Annotated in this window: 15 protein-coding genes; 9 read left to right on the top strand and 6 right to left on the bottom strand. The window is 67.2% G+C overall.

The window, feature by feature from the left end:
• Positions 1 to 77: 77 nt before the first annotated feature.
• Positions 78 to 1,454, bottom strand: coding sequence for an aminotransferase (locus CK240_RS14060; RefSeq protein ID WP_095640971.1), 1,377 nt, complete (start codon positions 1,452 to 1,454; stop codon positions 78 to 80).
• 175 nt (positions 1,455 to 1,629) lie between these two features.
• On the opposite strand from CK240_RS14060, the gene CK240_RS14065 reads away from it, so the two are divergent.
• Together CK240_RS14065 and miaB are read left to right on the top strand one after the other, a co-directional pair.
• Complete coding sequence (locus CK240_RS14065) at positions 1,630 to 2,085, top strand: DUF2380 domain-containing protein (RefSeq protein ID WP_095640972.1); 456 nt, start codon at positions 1,630 to 1,632, stop codon at positions 2,083 to 2,085.
• A 63-nt stretch (positions 2,086 to 2,148) separates the two neighbouring features.
• Positions 2,149 to 3,456, top strand: coding sequence for a tRNA (N6-isopentenyl adenosine(37)-C2)-methylthiotransferase MiaB (gene miaB, locus CK240_RS14070; RefSeq protein WP_095640973.1), 1,308 nt, complete (start codon positions 2,149 to 2,151; stop codon positions 3,454 to 3,456).
• A 51-nt stretch (positions 3,457 to 3,507) separates the two neighbouring features.
• On the opposite strand, the gene CK240_RS14075 is transcribed toward miaB, so the two are convergent.
• Together CK240_RS14075 and proS are read right to left on the bottom strand one after the other, a co-directional pair.
• Positions 3,508 to 3,996, bottom strand: coding sequence for a DUF2937 family protein (locus CK240_RS14075; RefSeq protein ID WP_095640974.1), 489 nt, complete (start codon positions 3,994 to 3,996; stop codon positions 3,508 to 3,510).
• Positions 3,993 to 5,351 carry a proline--tRNA ligase gene (gene proS, locus CK240_RS14080; protein WP_095640975.1) on the bottom strand — a complete coding sequence of 453 codons (1,359 nt, stop codon included), beginning with the start codon at positions 5,349 to 5,351 and terminating at the stop codon, positions 3,993 to 3,995. The genes CK240_RS14075 and proS overlap by 4 nt, the downstream gene beginning before the upstream one ends.
• Before the next feature lie 171 nt (positions 5,352 to 5,522).
• Between proS and CK240_RS14085 the strand changes: the two genes are divergently transcribed.
• The 4 genes from CK240_RS14085 (at position 5,523) to CK240_RS14100 (ending at position 11,527) form a co-directional block, all read left to right on the top strand.
• Entirely contained in the window at positions 5,523 to 6,938 is a 1,416-nt protein-coding gene (locus CK240_RS14085) for an AI-2E family transporter (RefSeq protein WP_205957851.1), read from the top strand.
• 5 nt (positions 6,939 to 6,943) lie between these two features.
• Positions 6,944 to 7,633: a P-loop NTPase family protein gene (locus tag CK240_RS14090; RefSeq protein WP_095640976.1), complete on the top strand. Its 690-nt coding sequence runs from the start codon at positions 6,944 to 6,946 to the stop codon at positions 7,631 to 7,633.
• A gap of 147 nt (positions 7,634 to 7,780) precedes the next feature.
• Positions 7,781 to 9,946: an RNA degradosome polyphosphate kinase gene (locus CK240_RS14095; RefSeq protein ID WP_095640977.1), complete on the top strand. Its 2,166-nt coding sequence runs from the start codon at positions 7,781 to 7,783 to the stop codon at positions 9,944 to 9,946.
• A gap of 51 nt (positions 9,947 to 9,997) precedes the next feature.
• On the top strand, positions 9,998 to 11,527 hold the full coding sequence (locus CK240_RS14100) for a Ppx/GppA family phosphatase (RefSeq protein ID WP_095640978.1): 1,530 nt from the start codon (positions 9,998 to 10,000) through the stop codon (positions 11,525 to 11,527).
• 127 nt (positions 11,528 to 11,654) lie between these two features.
• On the opposite strand, the gene CK240_RS18300 is transcribed toward CK240_RS14100, so the two are convergent.
• The 3 genes from CK240_RS18300 to groES form a co-directional block, all read right to left on the bottom strand.
• A complete protein-coding gene (locus CK240_RS18300) occupies positions 11,655 to 12,326 on the bottom strand; it encodes a DUF6338 family protein (RefSeq protein WP_167650059.1) in 672 nt (223 codons plus the stop codon).
• Positions 12,327 to 12,544: 218 nt separating this feature from the next.
• The gene (groL, locus tag CK240_RS14105; RefSeq protein ID WP_095640979.1) at positions 12,545 to 14,191 is read right to left on the bottom strand and encodes a chaperonin GroEL; all 1,647 of its coding nucleotides are present in this window, start codon (positions 14,189 to 14,191) and stop codon (positions 12,545 to 12,547) included.
• A 44-nt stretch (positions 14,192 to 14,235) separates the two neighbouring features.
• The gene (gene groES / locus CK240_RS14110; protein ID WP_095641001.1) at positions 14,236 to 14,523 is read right to left on the bottom strand and encodes a co-chaperone GroES; all 288 of its coding nucleotides are present in this window, start codon (positions 14,521 to 14,523) and stop codon (positions 14,236 to 14,238) included.
• Between the two features lie 212 nt (positions 14,524 to 14,735).
• Here groES and CK240_RS14115 point away from each other — a divergent pair, with 212 nt between their 5' ends.
• From CK240_RS14115 to CK240_RS14125, 3 genes are read left to right on the top strand one after another with little or no spacing between them, the layout of a single operon-like run.
• Positions 14,736 to 15,782, top strand: a complete 1,047-nt coding sequence (locus CK240_RS14115) for a TraB/GumN family protein (RefSeq protein ID WP_095640980.1) — start codon at positions 14,736 to 14,738, stop codon at positions 15,780 to 15,782.
• The gene (locus CK240_RS14120) at positions 15,779 to 16,129 is read left to right on the top strand and encodes a DUF4440 domain-containing protein (RefSeq protein WP_095640981.1); all 351 of its coding nucleotides are present in this window, start codon (positions 15,779 to 15,781) and stop codon (positions 16,127 to 16,129) included. Before CK240_RS14115 ends, CK240_RS14120 begins: the two co-directional genes overlap by 4 nt.
• Before the next feature lie 9 nt (positions 16,130 to 16,138).
• Positions 16,139 to 16,810, top strand: coding sequence for a DUF1345 domain-containing protein (locus CK240_RS14125; RefSeq protein WP_095640982.1), 672 nt, complete (start codon positions 16,139 to 16,141; stop codon positions 16,808 to 16,810).
• Positions 16,811 to 16,828 lie beyond the last annotated feature (18 nt).

Genomic DNA, 16,828 nt, shown 5'->3' on the forward strand with positions numbered 1-16,828 from the left:
TCAGTCGCGACGTGACCTAGCCGCCCCATGATCTAGGGTCAACGCATCCAAGGGCAGGCGGCGGCGGTCGGAACCGCTCAGGCCTGCCCTTCGGCGCGCAGCCCGTCGAATACCCGCGTCAGGGCGGCGTCGAGCTTTTCGAACATCTCGTCCATCTGCGCATCCGTCAGGATGAAGGGCGGGCAGAGCACGATCGACTGCCCCAGCGGCCGGCAGATCAGGCCCAGGTCGGTGCAGGTGTTGGCGATCCGCTCGCTGACCGACAGGTGGCCCGGGAAGGGCTGCCGGGTCTCGGGGTCCTTCACGGCCTCTAGCGCCCACATGTAGCCGACGCCGCGCAACTCTCCGATGTTGGCGTGGCGCTGCATGATGTCGCGCAGGCCGGCCTCCATCCGGGGGGCCTTGTCGATGACGTTCTGCGCCAGTCCCTCGTTCATCACCACGTCGATGGCCTTCAGCGCGATGGCGCAGCCGACCGGGTGACCCGAGGCGGTGAAGCCGTGCGGGAACTCCTCGATCGGCGTGATGGCGGCGTCCAGCCGGTCGCTGAGTTCCGGCCCCAGGATCACCGCGCCCATCGGGAAGAACCCGGCGGTCAGGTTCTTCGAGGAGATGATCGCGTCGGGAACGAAGTCGTAGGTCTGGCAACCCCAGGTATTGCCGGTGCGGCCGAAGCCGGTGATGACCTCGTCGGCGATGAAGGGGATGCCATGCTTCTTCAGGATCGGCTGGATCGCTTGAAAATAGCCCTTGGCCGGGGGGATCACGCCGCCCGCGCCCTGCACCGGTTCGGCGAAGAAGCCCGCGATGGTGTCGGCGCCCTCGCGCTGGATCGTGTCCTCAAGCTCGCGCGCAAGGCGGGCGACGAACTCGGCCTCGGATTCGCCGGGGTTTCCGTAGCGCCAGAAATGCGGGCAGGTCAGGTGGATGAAGCCGTCCAGCGGCAAGCCGAAGACCTCGTTGTAGGGCTTGCCGGTCATGCTGGCCGAGATGGCGGTGACGCCGTGATAGGCGTTCCAGCGCGTCAGGATCTTGCGGCGCTGCGGCTTGCCCTCGGACCGGTGCAGGAACCACAGCATCTTGACCATGGTGTCGTTCGCCTCGGACCCCGAGTTGGTGTAGAACACCTTGCCGCGCCGGAAGGGAGAAACCTCGACCAGCTTTTCCGACAGCATCACCGTCTGGTCCGACATCCGTCCGAAGAAGGCGTGATAGCCGGGGAAGCGGTCGTACTGCGCCTTGGCGGCCTCGATCAGCCCCGGATGGTCGAAGCCCGCGACCATGTTCCACAGCCCCGAGTTCGAATCGAGCCACTTGCGCCCTTGAGTGTCAAAGACATAGGGCCCCTCGCCACGGGTCAGGACGATCGTGCCCCGGTCTTCGACACTGGGCATGTCGGTGAAGCCGTACATCGAATATTCCCTGGCTCGCGCCGCCCAGCTCTTGTCGTCCATGATCGCCTCCGATGTGCTGGCCACAGGCTAGCCGGGGCGGCCGCCGGGTTCAACAAAGGCCCGGGCGGCGATCTGCAGCGCGCGTCCGGCAGGCTGCCCGCCTAGGACATTGGTCGGGCTTTTGCGGCTCTGCGCGCGGGACCATCCTGCGCGGGTGGGTCTGGAGGAGGATGCCATGCGGAAGCTTGTCCTGGCGCTGGCCTTGGTGCCGATGCCGCTTGTGGCGCAGGATCTGGCGATCCCGCCGGTCAAGATGCTGGACACCTCGCGCGAGGCGCGGGACCAGCAGTCCGACCACGACCGCCGCATCGCGCTGATGGAGGGCATCCTTGCCGACGAACTGTCCGGCGCGCTGGTCAGCCGCAAGGACATCGCCGACGCCTGCCCGCGCGAGACGACCGACTGCCTTGTCACCGCCCTGCGCGAACGGGGAGCCGAGCGGGGGCTGTTCATCGTCGTGCAGAAGACCAGCACCCTGATCCTTCAGGCCTTCGCCAGCCTCGTGGACCTGGAAGGCGAAAGGCTGGTCACGCACACGGAACTCAGCTTCCGGGGCGACAATGACGAATCGTGGCAGAAGGCCGCGCATTTCCTGGCCGAGAAGCTGGCGGCCGAGGGCTCCGAGGGCTGACGCCCGCGCTTTCCTTGAGGGAGGGGTGGCGCTATATGTGCCGGATTCCACGGAAAGCGCGCCATGACCGACCAGACCCCCAAGCGGCTGTTCATCAAGACCTACGGCTGCCAGATGAACGTCTATGACAGCCAGCGCATGGCCGAGGCCATGGGCGCGGAAGGCTATGTCCAGACGGACCGCGCCGAGGACGCGGACATGGTGCTGCTGAACACCTGCCACATCCGGGAGAAGGCGGCCGAGAAGCTGTATTCCGACCTCGGGCGGCTGAAGCCGCTCAAGTCCGAGCGGCCGGACCTCAAGATCGGTGTCGCGGGCTGCGTGGCCCAGGCCGAGGGGGACGAGATCATCCGCCGGATGCCGCTGGTGGACCTTGTCGTGGGCCCGCAGGCCTATCACCGCCTGCCCGCCATGGCGCGGGGCGAGGCGCCCGCCGTGGACACCGACTTCCCGGCCGAGGACAAGTTCGACCACCTGCCGCAGCGCGCCGCCACACGCCGCGCGCCCGCGGCCTTCCTGACCGTGCAGGAGGGCTGCGACAAGTTCTGCGCCTTCTGCGTCGTTCCCTATACCCGCGGCGCCGAGGTCAGCCGCCCGGCCGAGCGCATCCTGACGGAAGCCCGCGACCTCGTGGCGCGCGGCGTGCGCGAGATCACGCTGCTGGGCCAGAACGTCAACGGCTGGCATGGCGAGGGGATGGCGGGCTTCGGCACGCTGATCCGGGCGCTGGCGGACATCGATGGCCTCGACCGCATCCGCTATACGACCAGCCACCCCAACGACATGGCCGACGACCTGATCGAGGCGCATCGGGACGTGCCCCAGCTGATGCCCTACCTGCACCTGCCGGTGCAGTCGGGGTCGGACCGCATCCTCAAGGCCATGAACCGCAAGCACACGGCCGAGCAGTACCTGCGCCTGATCGACCGCATCCGCGCGGCGCGTCCGGACATCATGCTGACCTCGGACTTCATCGTGGGCTTCCCCGGCGAGACGGACGAGGATCATGCCGCCACCCTGCGGCTGGTGGAACAGGTGGGCTTCGGCACCGCCTTCAGCTTCAAGTATTCCCCGCGTCCCGGCACGCCCGCCTTCGACCGCCCGATGGTCGAGGACGCCGTGGCCGACGCGCGGTTGCAGGAGTTGCAGGCCCTGCTGAACCGCCAGCAGAAGGCCGCGCAGGACTCGATGGTGGGGCGGACGCTGGGCGTGCTGTTCGAGAAGCCGGGCCGGCTGCCGGGGCAACTGGTCGGCAAGTCGGACTACCTGCACTCGGTCTTCGTCCATGCGCCGCAGGCGCAGGTGGGCGATCTCGTGCAGGTCAGGATCAGGGCCAGCGCGCCGAATTCGCTCGAGGGCGAACTGGCCTGAGGGCTCGGGCGCGGGGATCACCCGTGCCCGGCCCGCCGCGCGCAGGAACCGTCAGGTCCAGCTGTCCTGTTCCTCGCGCCGGAACAGCCGGGCCAGCAGGCCGCCAATCATCCATCCCAGCAGGAAGCCGAGGCCCGTGGCCCAGAAGCCCGCGGCGGTCAGCGGCAGGGCCGGGCGGAAGTCGCCCCAGGTCGCGGCCAGCGTCTCGGCGTCGCGCATCCGGTGGGGCAGGGCGATGCGCTCCAGCGCCGAGGCCGAGCGCAGCAGGCCCAGGTCGCTCTCGATCCGCGCGAGGCGCGTGAAGACGCGCCCCATGTCCTGCCCGTGGGAATCGAGGAACTGCGTTCCCGCCAGCTCCTCCAGTGCGGCCTGTCGGGTCAGCCCGGCGCGGTCGGCACTGGCGTCGAACTCGGCGGCCACCTTCTGCAGCGCGTCCGCCTGACCGCCCAGCCTCTGGACATACTGGTCCGAGAAGGCCGGGAACTGGGACAGCGCCACCGCGAAGCCCAGCGCCAGGATCAGGCGGAGCAGTCCCGTCACGGCTTGTAGGCCGCCGCGAAGACCGGGGCATAGATGTCGCTCAGGCGCGACACCGCCTCGGAGGCGGAAATCTCGACCGACTCGCCGGTGCGGCGGTTGGTCAGCTCGACCACGTTGTTCGCAAGTCCGCGCGGCCCGACGGTGATCCGCCAAGGCAGGCCGATCAGGTCCATGGTGGCGAACTTGGCGCCTGCGCGCTCGTCGCGGTCGTCATACAGCACCTCGAGGCCCCGCGCGGAAAGCTCGCGCTCCAGCGCCTCGCAGGCGCTGTCGGTGGACGGGTCGCCCTGCTTGAGGTTGACCAGCCCGACATGGAAGGGCGTCACGCCTTCGGGCCAGATGATCCCCTTGTCGTCGTGGCTCGCCTCGATGATCGCGCCCAGCAGGCGGCTGACGCCGATGCCGTGCGAACCCATGTGGACGGGGGTGCGGCTTCCGTCCGGGCCGACCACTGTGGCGCCCATCGGTTCGGAATACTTGGTGCCGAAGTAGAAGATCTGGCCGACCTCGATCCCGCGCGCCGACTTGCGGCGTTCCTCGGGGATCTGGGCGAACAGCGCCTCGTCATGGGTCTCGTCGGTGCGGGCATAGCGGCTGGTGAACTCTTCCAGCACGGCGGCGCAGGCGGCGTGGTCGTCATAGTCGATCTGCCGGTCGCCGAAAGTCAGGTCGGTGATCTGGTTGTCGTAAAAGACCTCGGATTCGCCCGTCTCGGCCAGCACCAGGAACTCGTGCGTGTCTTCGCCGCCGATGGGGCCGGAATCGGCGCGCATCGGAATCGCCTGCAGTCCCATGCGTTCGTAGGTCCGCAGGTAGCTGACAAGATGCCGGTTATAGGCGTGCAGCGCGTCTTCCTTGGTCAGGTCGAAGTTGTAGCCGTCCTTCATCAGGAACTCGCGGCCGCGCATGACGCCGAAGCGGGGGCGGATCTCGTCGCGGAACTTCCACTGGATGTGGTACAGCGTCAGCGGCAGGTCCTTGTAGCTGTTCACATGGGCCCGGAAGATGTCGGTGATCATCTCCTCGTTGGTGGGGCCGTACAGCATCTCGCGCTTGTGGCGGTCGGTGATGCGCAGCATCTCCTCGCCGTAATCGTCGTAGCGGCCGGATTCACGCCACAGGTCCGCCGATTGCAGCGTCGGCATCAGCAGGGGGATGTGGCCCGCGCGCTGCTGTTCCTCGTTCACGATCTGCTCGATCCGGCGCAGGACCTTCAGCCCCAGCGGCAGCCAGGAATAGATGCCGGCCGCCTGCTGCTTGATCATCCCCGCGCGCAGCATCAGCCGGTGGCTGACGATCTGGGCCTCGGAGGGATTTTCTTTGAGGACGGGCAGGAAATAGCGCGACAGACGCATGGGGCGGGACCTTTGCCGAGTTGCCCGGACCGGTTACCGGATCGCCGCCCGAGGGGCAACGCCCGTGCGCCGAGGCGCTTGCGCCGCGCGGCCCGGCGGGACAAACAGAAGGCGGGCCGGCAGCACCGGCCGGGACGATCATCGCCCGACACCCTGAACGGAGCACGCGCAATGCGGTTTGCCGGCAGCAAGCAGGCCATCTGGTGGGGGGCGGTGGCGCTGGTCCTGGCGCTGGTCCTCTGGCTTCTGGGCGCCGCGATCATGCCTTTCGTGCTGGGCATGGCGATCGCCTATCTTCTTGATCCCGTGGTGGACCGGCTGGAACGCGCGGGCGTGTCTCGCGTGCTGGCCGTCGTGCTGATCACCGGGCTGGCCGTCCTGGCGCTGGCGACCGCGCTGGTCTGGCTGGTGCCGCTGCTGATCCGGCAGGGCACGCAGCTTGTCGAAACGACGCCCGCCATGATCGACCGCCTTCAGGCCGTGGTGCAGAGCCGCTATCCCCACCTGTTCCCTGACGGCGGCTTCGTGGACAACGCGCTGCAACAGGCGCGCACGACCGTCGCATCCAGCATGGGCACCATCGTCGGCACCGTCATGGGGTCGATCAACGGCGTGATCGGCTTCGTGATGGTGCTGGTAATCGCTCCGGTGGTGGCCTTCTACATGCTGCTCGACTGGGACCGGATGGTGCGCCGCATCGACGCGCTGCTTCCGCGCCCCCATCTGGACACGCTGCGGGGGCTTGCCCGCCAGATCGACGACAGCATCTCGGGCTTCGTGCGGGGGCAGGCGGTGGTGATCCTGATCCTGGCCGTCTTCTACTCGGTCGGGCTGGCGCTGGCCGGGCTGCCCTTCGGCATCGTCATCGGCGTCTCGGCGGCCTCGCTGTCCTTCATTCCCTATGTGGGCACGCTGGTGGGCGGCGTGATCTCGATCGGCGTCGCGCTGTTCACCTTCTGGGGAGAGCCCGAGCGGATCATCGCCGTCGCGGGCATCTTCGTCGCGGGGCAGATGCTGGAAGGGAACTACCTTCAGCCCAAGATCGTGGGCGGCCATGTCGGGCTGCACCCGGTCTGGCTGATGCTGGCGCTCAGCGTCTTCGGCACGCTGTTCGGCTTTGTCGGGCTGCTGGTCGCCGTGCCCCTCGGCGCGGCGGTCGGGGTGATCGTGCGCTACTCGGTCGATCGCTACAAGGTCAGCCCCCTTTACACCGGGGCCGAGGCGCCTGCGCCCGTGCCCACCCCCACGCTGGTCGAACTGGCGCCGCGCGGCACCGTCGCCCGCCGGGTCGCCTCGGCCCAGCGCAGCCATGACGCGGCCGTGCGCGAGGCGCGGATCGAATCGGCCCGCGACGAGGCGCATATCGCCGCCGTCGAGGCCGCCGAAAGCGACGGGGCCCGCGTCGCCGTGGCCGAGGTCGAGGTGAAATGGCCCGACGCCCCGCCCGCGCTGGGCACCGGACAGCCCCATGCCCGCGTCAAGACCTGGGGCGGGCGCACGCCCGACGGCACCGACCCCGCGGACCCAGAGGAGCGGAACGCCCCCCGAACCGCCGCCGAGATCATCGAAGACGGCCGGAAGGTGTGACACCCGTGGCGCGCCAACTGACGCTGGATCTTCGCACCCCGCCCGCGCTGTCGCGCGCCGATTTCCTGCCCGCGCCTGCAAACGCCGAGGCGCTGGCGCTGCTGGACCGGCCGCGCGACTGGCCGCAGGGACGGCTGCTGCTGGTGGGGCCCGAAGCCTCGGGCAAGTCGCATCTCGCGGCCTTCTGGGCGGCCGAGAACGGGGCGCAGCGGATGCGGGCCTCGGCCCTGCGGCCCGAGATCGCCGATACGCTGGTCCAGCCGGACGGCGCGCTGGTGATCGAGGACGCCCATCGCGCGGGCGGCGCGGCGGGGGCGGAACTGGCGCTGTTCCACCTGTGGAACCTTTCCGCCGAGCGGGGCGCGCTGCTGCTGATCACGGCGCGCACGCCGCCGCGCGACTGGGGGCTGGCGCTGCCGGACCTGGCCTCGCGCATGGCCTCGACCGCGCTGGTCCGGCTGGACCCGCCCGACGAGCACCTGCTGACGGCGGTGCTGGTCAAGCTGTTCGCCGACCGGCAGCTGTCACCGGGGCCGGGCGTGATCGAGGCTTTGGTGCGCCACATGGACCGCGATCTCGGCCTGGCCCGCAGGCTGGTGGCCGAGATCGACCGCGACGCGCTGTCCGAGGGACGCGCGGTGACGCGGCCCCTGGCGATGGCGGCGCTGGGGCGCCTGGGCGCGCACGCCGGTTGAGACGGCGCCGCTGCAGTCGGGGGTTTTCCACCCCCGCACCCCCGGAGGGTATTTCCGTCAGGAAGAAGTTTGGGCGGCGGCATGTCGTCGGGCTGCGGCTCTCGGCACGAGTTGCAAGGCCAATGGAATCGCGGCATCAACCCTGTCATGACCCAGGCCGATTTCCTGAAGTGCCCGTTCCCGCCAGCGCGCAGCATGCCCGAGGGCACGCCGGCGGGGCCCGCCCGCTTCTTCAACCGCGAACTCAGCTGGCTGTCCTTCAACTGGCGGGTGCTGGACGAGGCGCGGAACCCTCGCGTTCCCCTGCTGGAGCGGCTGCGCTTCCTGTCGATCTCGGCCACCAACCTCGATGAGTTCTACACCGTCCGCGTCGCCGGCCTGCGCGAGCTGGTGCGGGAAGGCAACGCCACGCCTTCGGACGACGGCCTTCCGCCCGCCGAGCAGCTGACGCTGATCAACGCCGACGCGCGCCGCCTGATGGGGGCGCAGCAGACCGTCTGGAACAAGCTCCGGCGCGAGATGGAACGGGCGGGCATCGTGATCCTGTCCCGATCGCGCATCACCCGGGCCGAGGCGGCCTTCCTGCGCCAGCATTTCACCGAGCAGGTGTTCCCTGTCCTGACGCCGCTGGCCATCGACCCGGCGCATCCATTTCCCTTCATCCCCAACACCGGCTTCAGCCTGGCGCTGGAACTGGCGCGGGAATCCGACGGGCGGCAGATGCAGGCGCTTCTGCCGATCCCGACCCAACTCACGCGGTTCATCGCCCTGCCGGGCGGGCAGCGTTTCGTGCGGCTGGAAGACCTGCTGCTGATGCACCTGCCGACGCTGTTCCCCGGCTATCGGGACATCGGCCATTGCGGCTTCCGCGTGCTGCGCGACAGCGACCTGGAGCTTGAGGACGAGGCCGAGGACCTGGTGCGCGAGTTCGAGACCGCGCTGAAGCGCCGCCGCCGGGGCGAGGTCGTACGGCTGAAGATCACGGCGGGCGCGCCCGACCGGCTGCGCCGCATGATCATGCAGGAACTGGGCGTCGGCCCCGACGCCACCGTCGAGGTCGAGGGCCTGCTGGGCATGGCCGACGTGCGCGAGCTGGTGCTGGACAGCCGCCGAGACCTGCAATGGCCGTCCTTCACGCCGCGCGTGCCGGAACGGGTGCAGGATCATCACGGCGACCTGTTTGCGGCGATCCGGCAGAAGGACATGCTGCTGCACCACCCCTACGAAACCTTCGACATGGTCATCCGCTTCCTCAACCAGGCGGCGCGGGACCCCGATGTCGTGGCGATCAAGCAGACGCTGTATCGCACCAGCCGCGACAGCCCGATCGTGGACGCGCTGTGCGAGGCCGCCGAAAGCGGCAAGTCGGTCATGGCGCTGGTCGAGCTGAAAGCCCGCTTCGACGAGGCCGCAAACATCCGCCAGAGCCGCCGGCTGGAACGCGCGGGGGCGCATGTCAGCTATGGCTTCATGCAGCTGAAGACCCACGCCAAGATGAGCGCGGTCGTCCGGCGCGAGGGCGACCGGCTGGTCACCTACACCCATTTCGGCACCGGCAACTATCACCCGATCACGGCGCGGGTTTATACGGACCTGTCGCTGTTCACCTGCGACGCGGCGCTGGGGCGGGACGCGGCCAAGGTCTTCAACTACCTGTCCGGCTACGTCCAGCCCGACGGGCTGGAGAACCTGGCCATCAGCCCCATCGATCTCAAGTCCACGCTGCTGGACCTGATCGCACGCGAGGCCGAGTTCGCCCGGCGCGGCCGCCCGGCCGAGATCTGGGCCAAGATGAACAGCCTCGTCGAGACGGACGTGACCGAGGCGCTTTACGCGGCCTCCTCGGCCGGGGTGAAGATCAACCTGGTCATCCGCGGCATCTGCGGGCTGCGTCCGGGCATCGCGGGGCTGTCCGACAACATCCGCGTGAAGTCCATCGTCGGGCGCTTCCTGGAACACAGCCGCATCGTCTGCTTCGGCAACGGCTACGGCCTGCCGTCGCGCAAGGCCCGGGTTTTCATCAGCTCGGCCGACTGGATGGACCGGAACCTGGCGCGCCGGGTGGAAACCCTGGTCGAATGCCTGAACGACACCGTCAAGGCGCAGATCACCAGCCAGATCATGGCCGCCAACATGGCCGACGAGGCGCAGAGCTGGATTCTGCAACCCGATGGCCGGTATCTGCGTCATCTTCCGGAAGACCGTGACGACCTGTTCGACTGCCACCGCTTCTTCATGGAAAACCCCTCCCTGTCGGGGCGGGGGACCGCGGGGGCGGGCGACGTGCCGGCGCTGACGCACGCCAGCGAGTGACCCTGACCGCGGCATGACCCTCGGGCGTGCCGCCAACCGGAAAGACAAGCGATGAACGTGACCACGACAAGCGGCCACAAAGTGTCCCCCTTCGGCAAGCATGGCCTGCCCGTGCGGTCCATGCGCGAACTGGCAAGGGTGGGCGTGGTGGATGTCGGCTCGAACTCGATCCGGCTGGTGGTCTTCGACGGCGCGGCCCGCAGCCCGGCCTATTTCTACAACGAGAAGGTCATGGCGGGGCTGGGGCAGGGGCTTGTCACCACGGGCCGGCTGAACCCCGAGGGCGCTGTCCGGGGCATGGCGGCGCTGAAGCGCTTTGCCGCGCTGGCCCGCAGCATGGGGATCGAGGCGCTGACCTGCGTCGCTACCGCCGCGGTGCGCGAGGCCGAGGACGGTCCCGCCTTCCAGCGCGCCGTCGCCCGGCAGACCGGGCTCAAGCTGATGGTGATTGATGGCGAGGAAGAGGCGCGTCTGTCGGCCCAGGGCGTGATGCTGGGCTGGCCGGACGCCCGGGGACTGGTCTGCGACATCGGCGGAAGCTCGATGGAACTGGCCGAGGTCGGGGGCGGCCAGATCGGGCGGCGCGTGACCTCTCCGCTGGGGCCGTTCCGGTTGCAGCAGATCGAGGGCAAGGCGCTCCGGCGGCATATCGAGAAGATCATGGACGGGCTGGTCGAAGCCGTCAGCCGCGATCACGAGCGCATCTACCTGGTCGGCGGGTCATGGCGGGCGATCGCGCGGCTGGACATGGAACGCCGCGGCTATCCGATGACCGTGCTGCACGAATACCGCATGAGCCCCGACGATGTGCTGGCCACGGTCAAGTGGATCGGGAACGAGAGCCTGTCGGACCTCAAGTCGCGCACCGGCATCTCGTTGAGCCGGCTGGAGCTGGTGCCGCTGGCCGTGCAGGTGCTGCGGCAGCTTGTGCTGACCTTCCAGCCCGCCGAGATCGCCGTCAGCTCCTACGGCATCCGCGAGGGGCTGCTGTATGAGCAGATGTCCGACAGCATCCGCAAGCGTGACCCGCTGCTCGAGGCCGCGCGCTTCATGGAGCGCCAGATGGCGCGGATGCCGGGGACCGGCAAGAAGCTGTTCCAGTTCCTGCTGCCGGTCTTTCCCGGCGTCTCGCCCAACCGCGAACGACTGATCCGCGCAGCCTGCCTGCTGCATGACACGAGCTGGCGCGCCCACCCCGACTATCGCGCCGAGGCCTGTTTCGACAATGTCACGCGTTCGAACCTGGCTGCGCTGTCCCATCCCGAGCGGGTCTTCCTCGGACTGGCGCTGCTGCACCGCTACAAGAATGGCCGCGCGGCCTCGACCCTGATCACGCCGCTTCTGAAGCTGTTGTCCGAGGACGAGATCCGCGATGCCGAGATCCTGGGCCGCGCGATGCGCTTCGGCGCCATGTTCGCCATCGGCGACCCCAACGAGGCGGGCACACTGACCCTGGACCACGAGGCGGGAAAGCTGACGCTGAACCTGACAAAGGCCGGCCGCGACCTGATGGGCGAGGTCGCCGAGTCCCGCCTGAAGGCGCTGGCGGGCGCGCTGGGCGTCGAGGCGGTGGTGGGGTGAGGCATGGCTCCACCCTGACCTTATACCTTCACATCACCAATAGACCTATTTCTTTGGTTTTGTCGGTGTAGGCGGCGGTGGTCGTGTAGTTACCTTTGATGTTGTGTTAGTTCCACCTTTTACTACACTACCGTCTCTGATCACTACTTTGATCGTCGGCTTCTTGTCGGACATCTTTATCCCCTTCAGACCGATATGGAAATTCTATCCATATGTTGCTCTTTGGGCGCGAGATATACAAGTATGGTGTGCAAGAAATTCTTGTTCCATCGTCGCTATAAACAATGACATCTCGCAGCAGAAGCTCTCTGTACTCCTCATTTTCCGAATAGGTATTTACCCATCCTGCGAAGATATAGCCATTATCGACGTCTCGAAAGTGTATGTATTCTACGTGAGCCTGATCAGAGTTGAACGTATAACTCCAAACATCTTCATCTCCGTATCGACGCGTAGCTCCAATTAAATGCAACAACTTCATCAATATTCGAAATCGCACTGCCCATAACCACAGTATAGACAGCGTGAAAGACAAAGGAATGGACCAAGATATTTCGTCCCTTAGCTGAATCAGATCTAGTTTTTCGCGATCACTACCAAGCGAGGGATAAGCAAAAGAGTATCCTTGCCATAAATATATAATAAATAAAGTGGCATAGGTGGTCATGCCGAATAGGAATGCCCTAATTAATAAAGCTGTTTCCGACGGCTTGAGGCCAGCTCCGTATTTTGCGTCGATATTTGCCCAGATAAGTCCGGGCATAAAAATCAAAGCTAATTGCACTAATGCAAAATCCAAGATGAGTCCTTTTTCTGTGATTTTGCCCAATATTGAATCATACGCAGGCTACTATAATGACGCGCAAAATCATTCGTCTGTCAAGATTAAAAGAGGTGCTCTGTTTTATGCATCCTGTTTGAATACTCTCTCTTGCTAATCCTTGGAATACGAAGAAAAAGGCCGCCCCGTGGGGCGGCCTTTCCCTTTTCACTCGACCGTGCGGTCAAGCGGATGGATCACATCATGTCCATGCCGCCCATGCCGCCCATGCCGCCGCCCATGCCGCCGGCGGCGGCCTTGGGCTCGGGCTTCTCGGCGATCATAGCTTCGGTCGTGATCAGCAGACCGGCCACCGAGGCGGCGTCTTCCAGCGCGGTGCGGACGACCTTCGCGGGGTCGATCACGCCGAACTTGAACATGTCGCCGTATTCCTCGGTCTGCGCGTTGAAGCCGAAGGTCTTGTCGTCCGACTCGCGCACCTTGCCGGCAACCACGGCGCCGTCGACGCCGGCGTTCTCGGCGATCTGGCGCATCGGGGCTTCCAGGGCACGGCGGATCAGGGCGATGCCGGCGTTCTGGTCGGCGTTCGCGCCTTCCAGGCCTTCCAGCGCCTTGGTCGCCTGGACCAGAGCCACGCCACCGCCGACGACGATGCCTTCCTGCACCGCAGCGCGGGTCGCGTTCAGCGCGTCATCGACGCGGTCCTTGCGCTCCTTCACCTCGATCTCGGTCATGCCGCCGACGCGGATGACGGCAACGCCGCCGGCCAGCTTGGCGACACGCTCCTGCAGCTTTTCCTTGTCGTAGTCCGAGGTGGTTTCCTCGATCTGCTGACGGATCTGGGTGACGCGGGCCTCGATCTCGGACTTGTCACCGGCGCCGTCGACGATGGTGGTGTTGTCCTTGTTGATCGACACCTTCTTGGCGCGGCCGAGCATGTCGATGCCGACATTCTCGAGCTTCATGCCGAGGTCTTCCGAGATCACCTGGCCGCCGGTCAGGATCGCGATGTCCTGCAGCATGGCCTTGCGGCGGTCGCCGAAGCCGGGCGCCTTGACGGCCGCGACCTTCAGGCCGCCGCGCAGGCGGTTGACGACCAGCGTGGCCAGAGCCTCACCTTCCACGTCCTCGGCCACGATCAGCAGCGGCTTGCCCGACTGGATCACGGCTTCCAGCAGCGGGACCATCGGCTGCAGCGAGGACAGCTTCTTCTCGTGCAGCAGGATCAGCGCGTCTTCCAGTTCCGCGACCATCTTCTCGGGGTTGGTCACGAAGTAGGGCGACAGGTAGCCGCGGTCGAACTGCATCCCTTCGACGACTTCGACCTCGGTCTCCATCCCCTTGTTCTCTTCGACGGTGATGACACCCTCGTTGCCGACCTTCTGCATCGCCTCGGCGATCTGCTGGCCGATGAAGGCCTCGCCGTTGGCCGAGATGGTGCCGACCTGAGCGACTTCGGCGCTGTCCGAAACGGGACGGGCGGCCGACTTGATGGTCTCGACGACGCGCTGGGTCGCCATGTCGATGCCGCGCTTGAGGTCCATCGGGTTCATGCCGGCGGCGACCGCCTTCATGCCTTCGCGGACGATGGCCTGGGCCAGAACCGTGGCCGTGGTGGTGCCGTCACCGGCCTCGTCGTTGGTGCGCGAGGCAACTTCGCGCACCATCTGCGCGCCCATGTTCTCGAACTTGTCGGTCAGTTCGATTTCCTTGGCGACGGTGACGCCGTCCTTGGTGATGCGCGGGGCGCCGAACGACTTGTCGATGACCACGTTGCGGCCCTTCGGGCCCAGCGTCACCTTGACCGCGTCGGCCAGGATGTTGACGCCCTTCAGCATCCGGTCGCGGGCGTCGGTATTGAACTTGACTTCCTTGCCAGCCATTTATCTCTTCCTTGTCAGAGTGTTGAAAGCGTTTCCGTCAGGGATCAGTCGATGATCCCGAGGATGTCGCTTTCCTTCATGATGAGCAGTTCCTGGCCGTCCAGCGTGACTTCGGTGCCCGACCACTTGCCGAACAGGATGCGGTCGCCGGCCTTGACCGACGGCGCGATCAGCTCACCCGAATCCTTGCGGGCGCCTTCGCCCACGGCCACGATCTCGCCCTCGGCGGGCTTTTCCTTGGCGGTGTCGGGGATGATCAGGCCACCCTTGGTCTTTTCGTCCGACTGGACGCGGCGGACCAGGACGCGGTCATGCAGCGGTTTGAAGGCCATCGTGAACACTCCGATGTTTCAGGTTGCAGTGTGTCGTTGTTGGCACTCGACCGAAGTGAGTGCCAGTGCCGCGGAGATAGGCGGGCTTCACGGCCCTGTCAACAGCCCCGGGCAAGGCGTCCATGGGGTTCACAGCCCGGGGCGGGAGTGATTGGATCACAGACGGGCGGCCCTTCGTGGCGCCATGCCCGGACAGGACAAGGGGGGCTGCCATGCGCATCACCGGAACGATCCGCAGAACCTGTCTGGCCGCGGTTCTTGGGGCGTCTTGCGGGCTGTTCCTCGCGACCGCCGCCGGGGCGGCCGAATGCGCGGGCCGCGACCTCATCGGCGCACTGCCGGCCGAGCAGCGCGCCGAACTGGACAGGGCGGTGGAGGGCGTCCCCTATCCCACGGGCATCTTCTGGCAGGCGACCAGGGGCGCGGCGCGGATCGAGATCGCCGGAACCTATCACTTCCCCGACCCGCGCCACGAGGCGACCGTCGCCCGCATGGCGCCCCTGATCGCACAGGCCGGTGCCCTGCTTGTCGAGGCGGGCCCCGACGAAGAGGCCGCGCTGACCGAGAAGCTGCGCCGCGATCCTTCCCTGATGGTCGATCCCACGGGGCCGACGCTGCCCGAGCGCCTGGGGCCTGCCGAGTGGCAGATCGTCGCCCAGGCCGTCGAGGAGCGCGGCATGCCCGCCGTCATGGCCAGCCGCCTGCGCCCCTGGTATGTCGCGATGCTGCTGGGGCTTTCGCCCTGCATGATGGAGCAGGCGCAGGACCTTGCCGCCCGGCAGGGCCTCGACCACCGCCTGATCGACGAGGCGCGCGACCATGACGTGCCGGTGCTGGCGCTTGAACCCTGGGACACGCTGTTCACCCTGTTCAAGGGCATGACCCCCGCCGAGGAAAACGACATGATCCGCGCGGCGCTGCCCGCCGCCCGCCTGGCCGACGACTATGCGGCCACCGCGCTCGAGGCGTATTTCCGCGGCGACATCCGCGCCGTGTGGGAGTTCGGGCGCCTGGACGCCTTGCGGAACTCGGGCCTGCCGCCCGGGGCCGTGGACCGGCAGGTCCGGCTGGCCGAGGACCGCCTGATGACCCGGCGGAACAGATCATGGATCGGCCCGTTGACCCGGGCGGCCGAGGCAGCGGCGGCCAGGGGCAAGCCCGTGGTCGCGGCCTTCGGGGCGCTGCACCTGCCGGGCGACACCGGCGTGCTTCGCCTGCTGGAGGCCGAGGGCTGGACGATCACAAGGGGCGGATCATGAGCAGGACCGACAACCGCTGGGCCGACGAGGAAGCCCTGTGGACCATGGGCGCCGGAGAAGCCTGGCGCCGGATGCATCCTTCCTGCATCCTTGTGCGTCCCGAGGGCGCGCTGCAGGGAAGCGAGGTGCTGGCCTGGTTGAATGCCGGGCCGCGCGCGACAAAGGCCTGGCTGACCGAGCGCCTGATGGTCGAAACCGAGGACTGCGTGGTGCTGGCCTATCGCGCCACCGTGGCCCGGCAGGGAAGCGAGACCGAACTGCTGTGCAGCTCGACCTGGGTGCGGCAGAAGGACGACTGGCAGCTGATCCAGCATCAGCGCACGGCGCATCCCGCCCCCGAGGCCTGAAGGCTGCCCTTGCCCGCGGGCCTTCCCCATCACATCCGTTTCCACGGTGCCTTCGCCGTCGGCCTGGCGGCGGCCCTGCTGTTGGCCGGACTGCCGGTGACCGACCGCATCCTGATCGGGGCGGACCTGTTCTTCATCACCTACCTGTCCGCCATGGCGCTGTGGATGCGCAGGCGGTCGGGCGACGACCTGCGGGACCATTTCGCCGATGCCGACGAGGGCGTCACCCTGATCGTGGCAATGGCGCTGGGGGCCGTGACCTGCAGCCTTTACGCGATCACGCAGACCCTGGTGGCGGCGCGGACCCTGGACGGGTCCCCGTGGCGGCCCGTCCTGGCGCTGGCGGCGGTGCCGCTGGGCTGGGCGATGGTCCATACGGTGATGGCCTTCCACTACGCCCGCCTGTTCTATGCGCCGGCGATGGACGAGGGGGCCGCCGCGGGCCCGCCCCGGGACAGCGGCGGGCTGGATTTCCCGGGCGACTGTGCCGAGCCCGCGCCGTGGGACTTCCTTTACTACAGCTTCGCCCTGGGGATGTCCGCCCAGACCTCGGACACCGCCATCACGACGACCGACATGCGCCGCGTCACGCTGGCCCATTCGGTGCTGAGCTTCTTCTACAACGCGGTGATCGTGGCCCTGGCCGTCAGCACGGGCATGGCTCTGGTGCAGGGTGGCTGACCGGACCCCCGTGTCGCA

The organism is Paracoccus salipaludis (assembly GCF_002287065.1).
In the GTDB taxonomy this organism is placed as follows: domain Bacteria; phylum Pseudomonadota; class Alphaproteobacteria; order Rhodobacterales; family Rhodobacteraceae; genus Paracoccus; species Paracoccus salipaludis.

What these genes read in the sequence shown, in the direction of transcription:
- CK240_RS14120 (WP_095640981.1), top strand. Translation starts at nt 15,779, where the DNA reads ATGAGCAGGACCGACAACCGCTGGGCCGACGAGGAAGCCCTGTGGACC.
- groES (WP_095641001.1), bottom strand. Translation starts at nt 14,523, where the DNA reads ATGGCCTTCAAACCGCTGCATGACCGCGTCCTGGTCCGCCGCGTCCAG.
- CK240_RS14085 (WP_205957851.1), top strand. Translation starts at nt 5,523, where the DNA reads ATGCGGTTTGCCGGCAGCAAGCAGGCCATCTGGTGGGGGGCGGTGGCG.
- proS (WP_095640975.1), bottom strand. Translation starts at nt 5,351, where the DNA reads ATGCGTCTGTCGCGCTATTTCCTGCCCGTCCTCAAAGAAAATCCCTCC.
- CK240_RS14100 (WP_095640978.1), top strand. Translation starts at nt 9,998, where the DNA reads ATGAACGTGACCACGACAAGCGGCCACAAAGTGTCCCCCTTCGGCAAG.
- miaB (WP_095640973.1), top strand. Translation starts at nt 2,149, where the DNA reads ATGACCGACCAGACCCCCAAGCGGCTGTTCATCAAGACCTACGGCTGC.
- CK240_RS14060 (WP_095640971.1), bottom strand. Translation starts at nt 1,454, where the DNA reads ATGGACGACAAGAGCTGGGCGGCGCGAGCCAGGGAATATTCGATGTAC.
- CK240_RS14115 (WP_095640980.1), top strand. Translation starts at nt 14,736, where the DNA reads ATGCGCATCACCGGAACGATCCGCAGAACCTGTCTGGCCGCGGTTCTT.
- groL (WP_095640979.1), bottom strand. Translation starts at nt 14,191, where the DNA reads ATGGCTGGCAAGGAAGTCAAGTTCAATACCGACGCCCGCGACCGGATG.
- CK240_RS14065 (WP_095640972.1), top strand. Translation starts at nt 1,630, where the DNA reads ATGCGGAAGCTTGTCCTGGCGCTGGCCTTGGTGCCGATGCCGCTTGTG.
- CK240_RS14095 (WP_095640977.1), top strand. Translation starts at nt 7,781, where the DNA reads ATGACCCAGGCCGATTTCCTGAAGTGCCCGTTCCCGCCAGCGCGCAGC.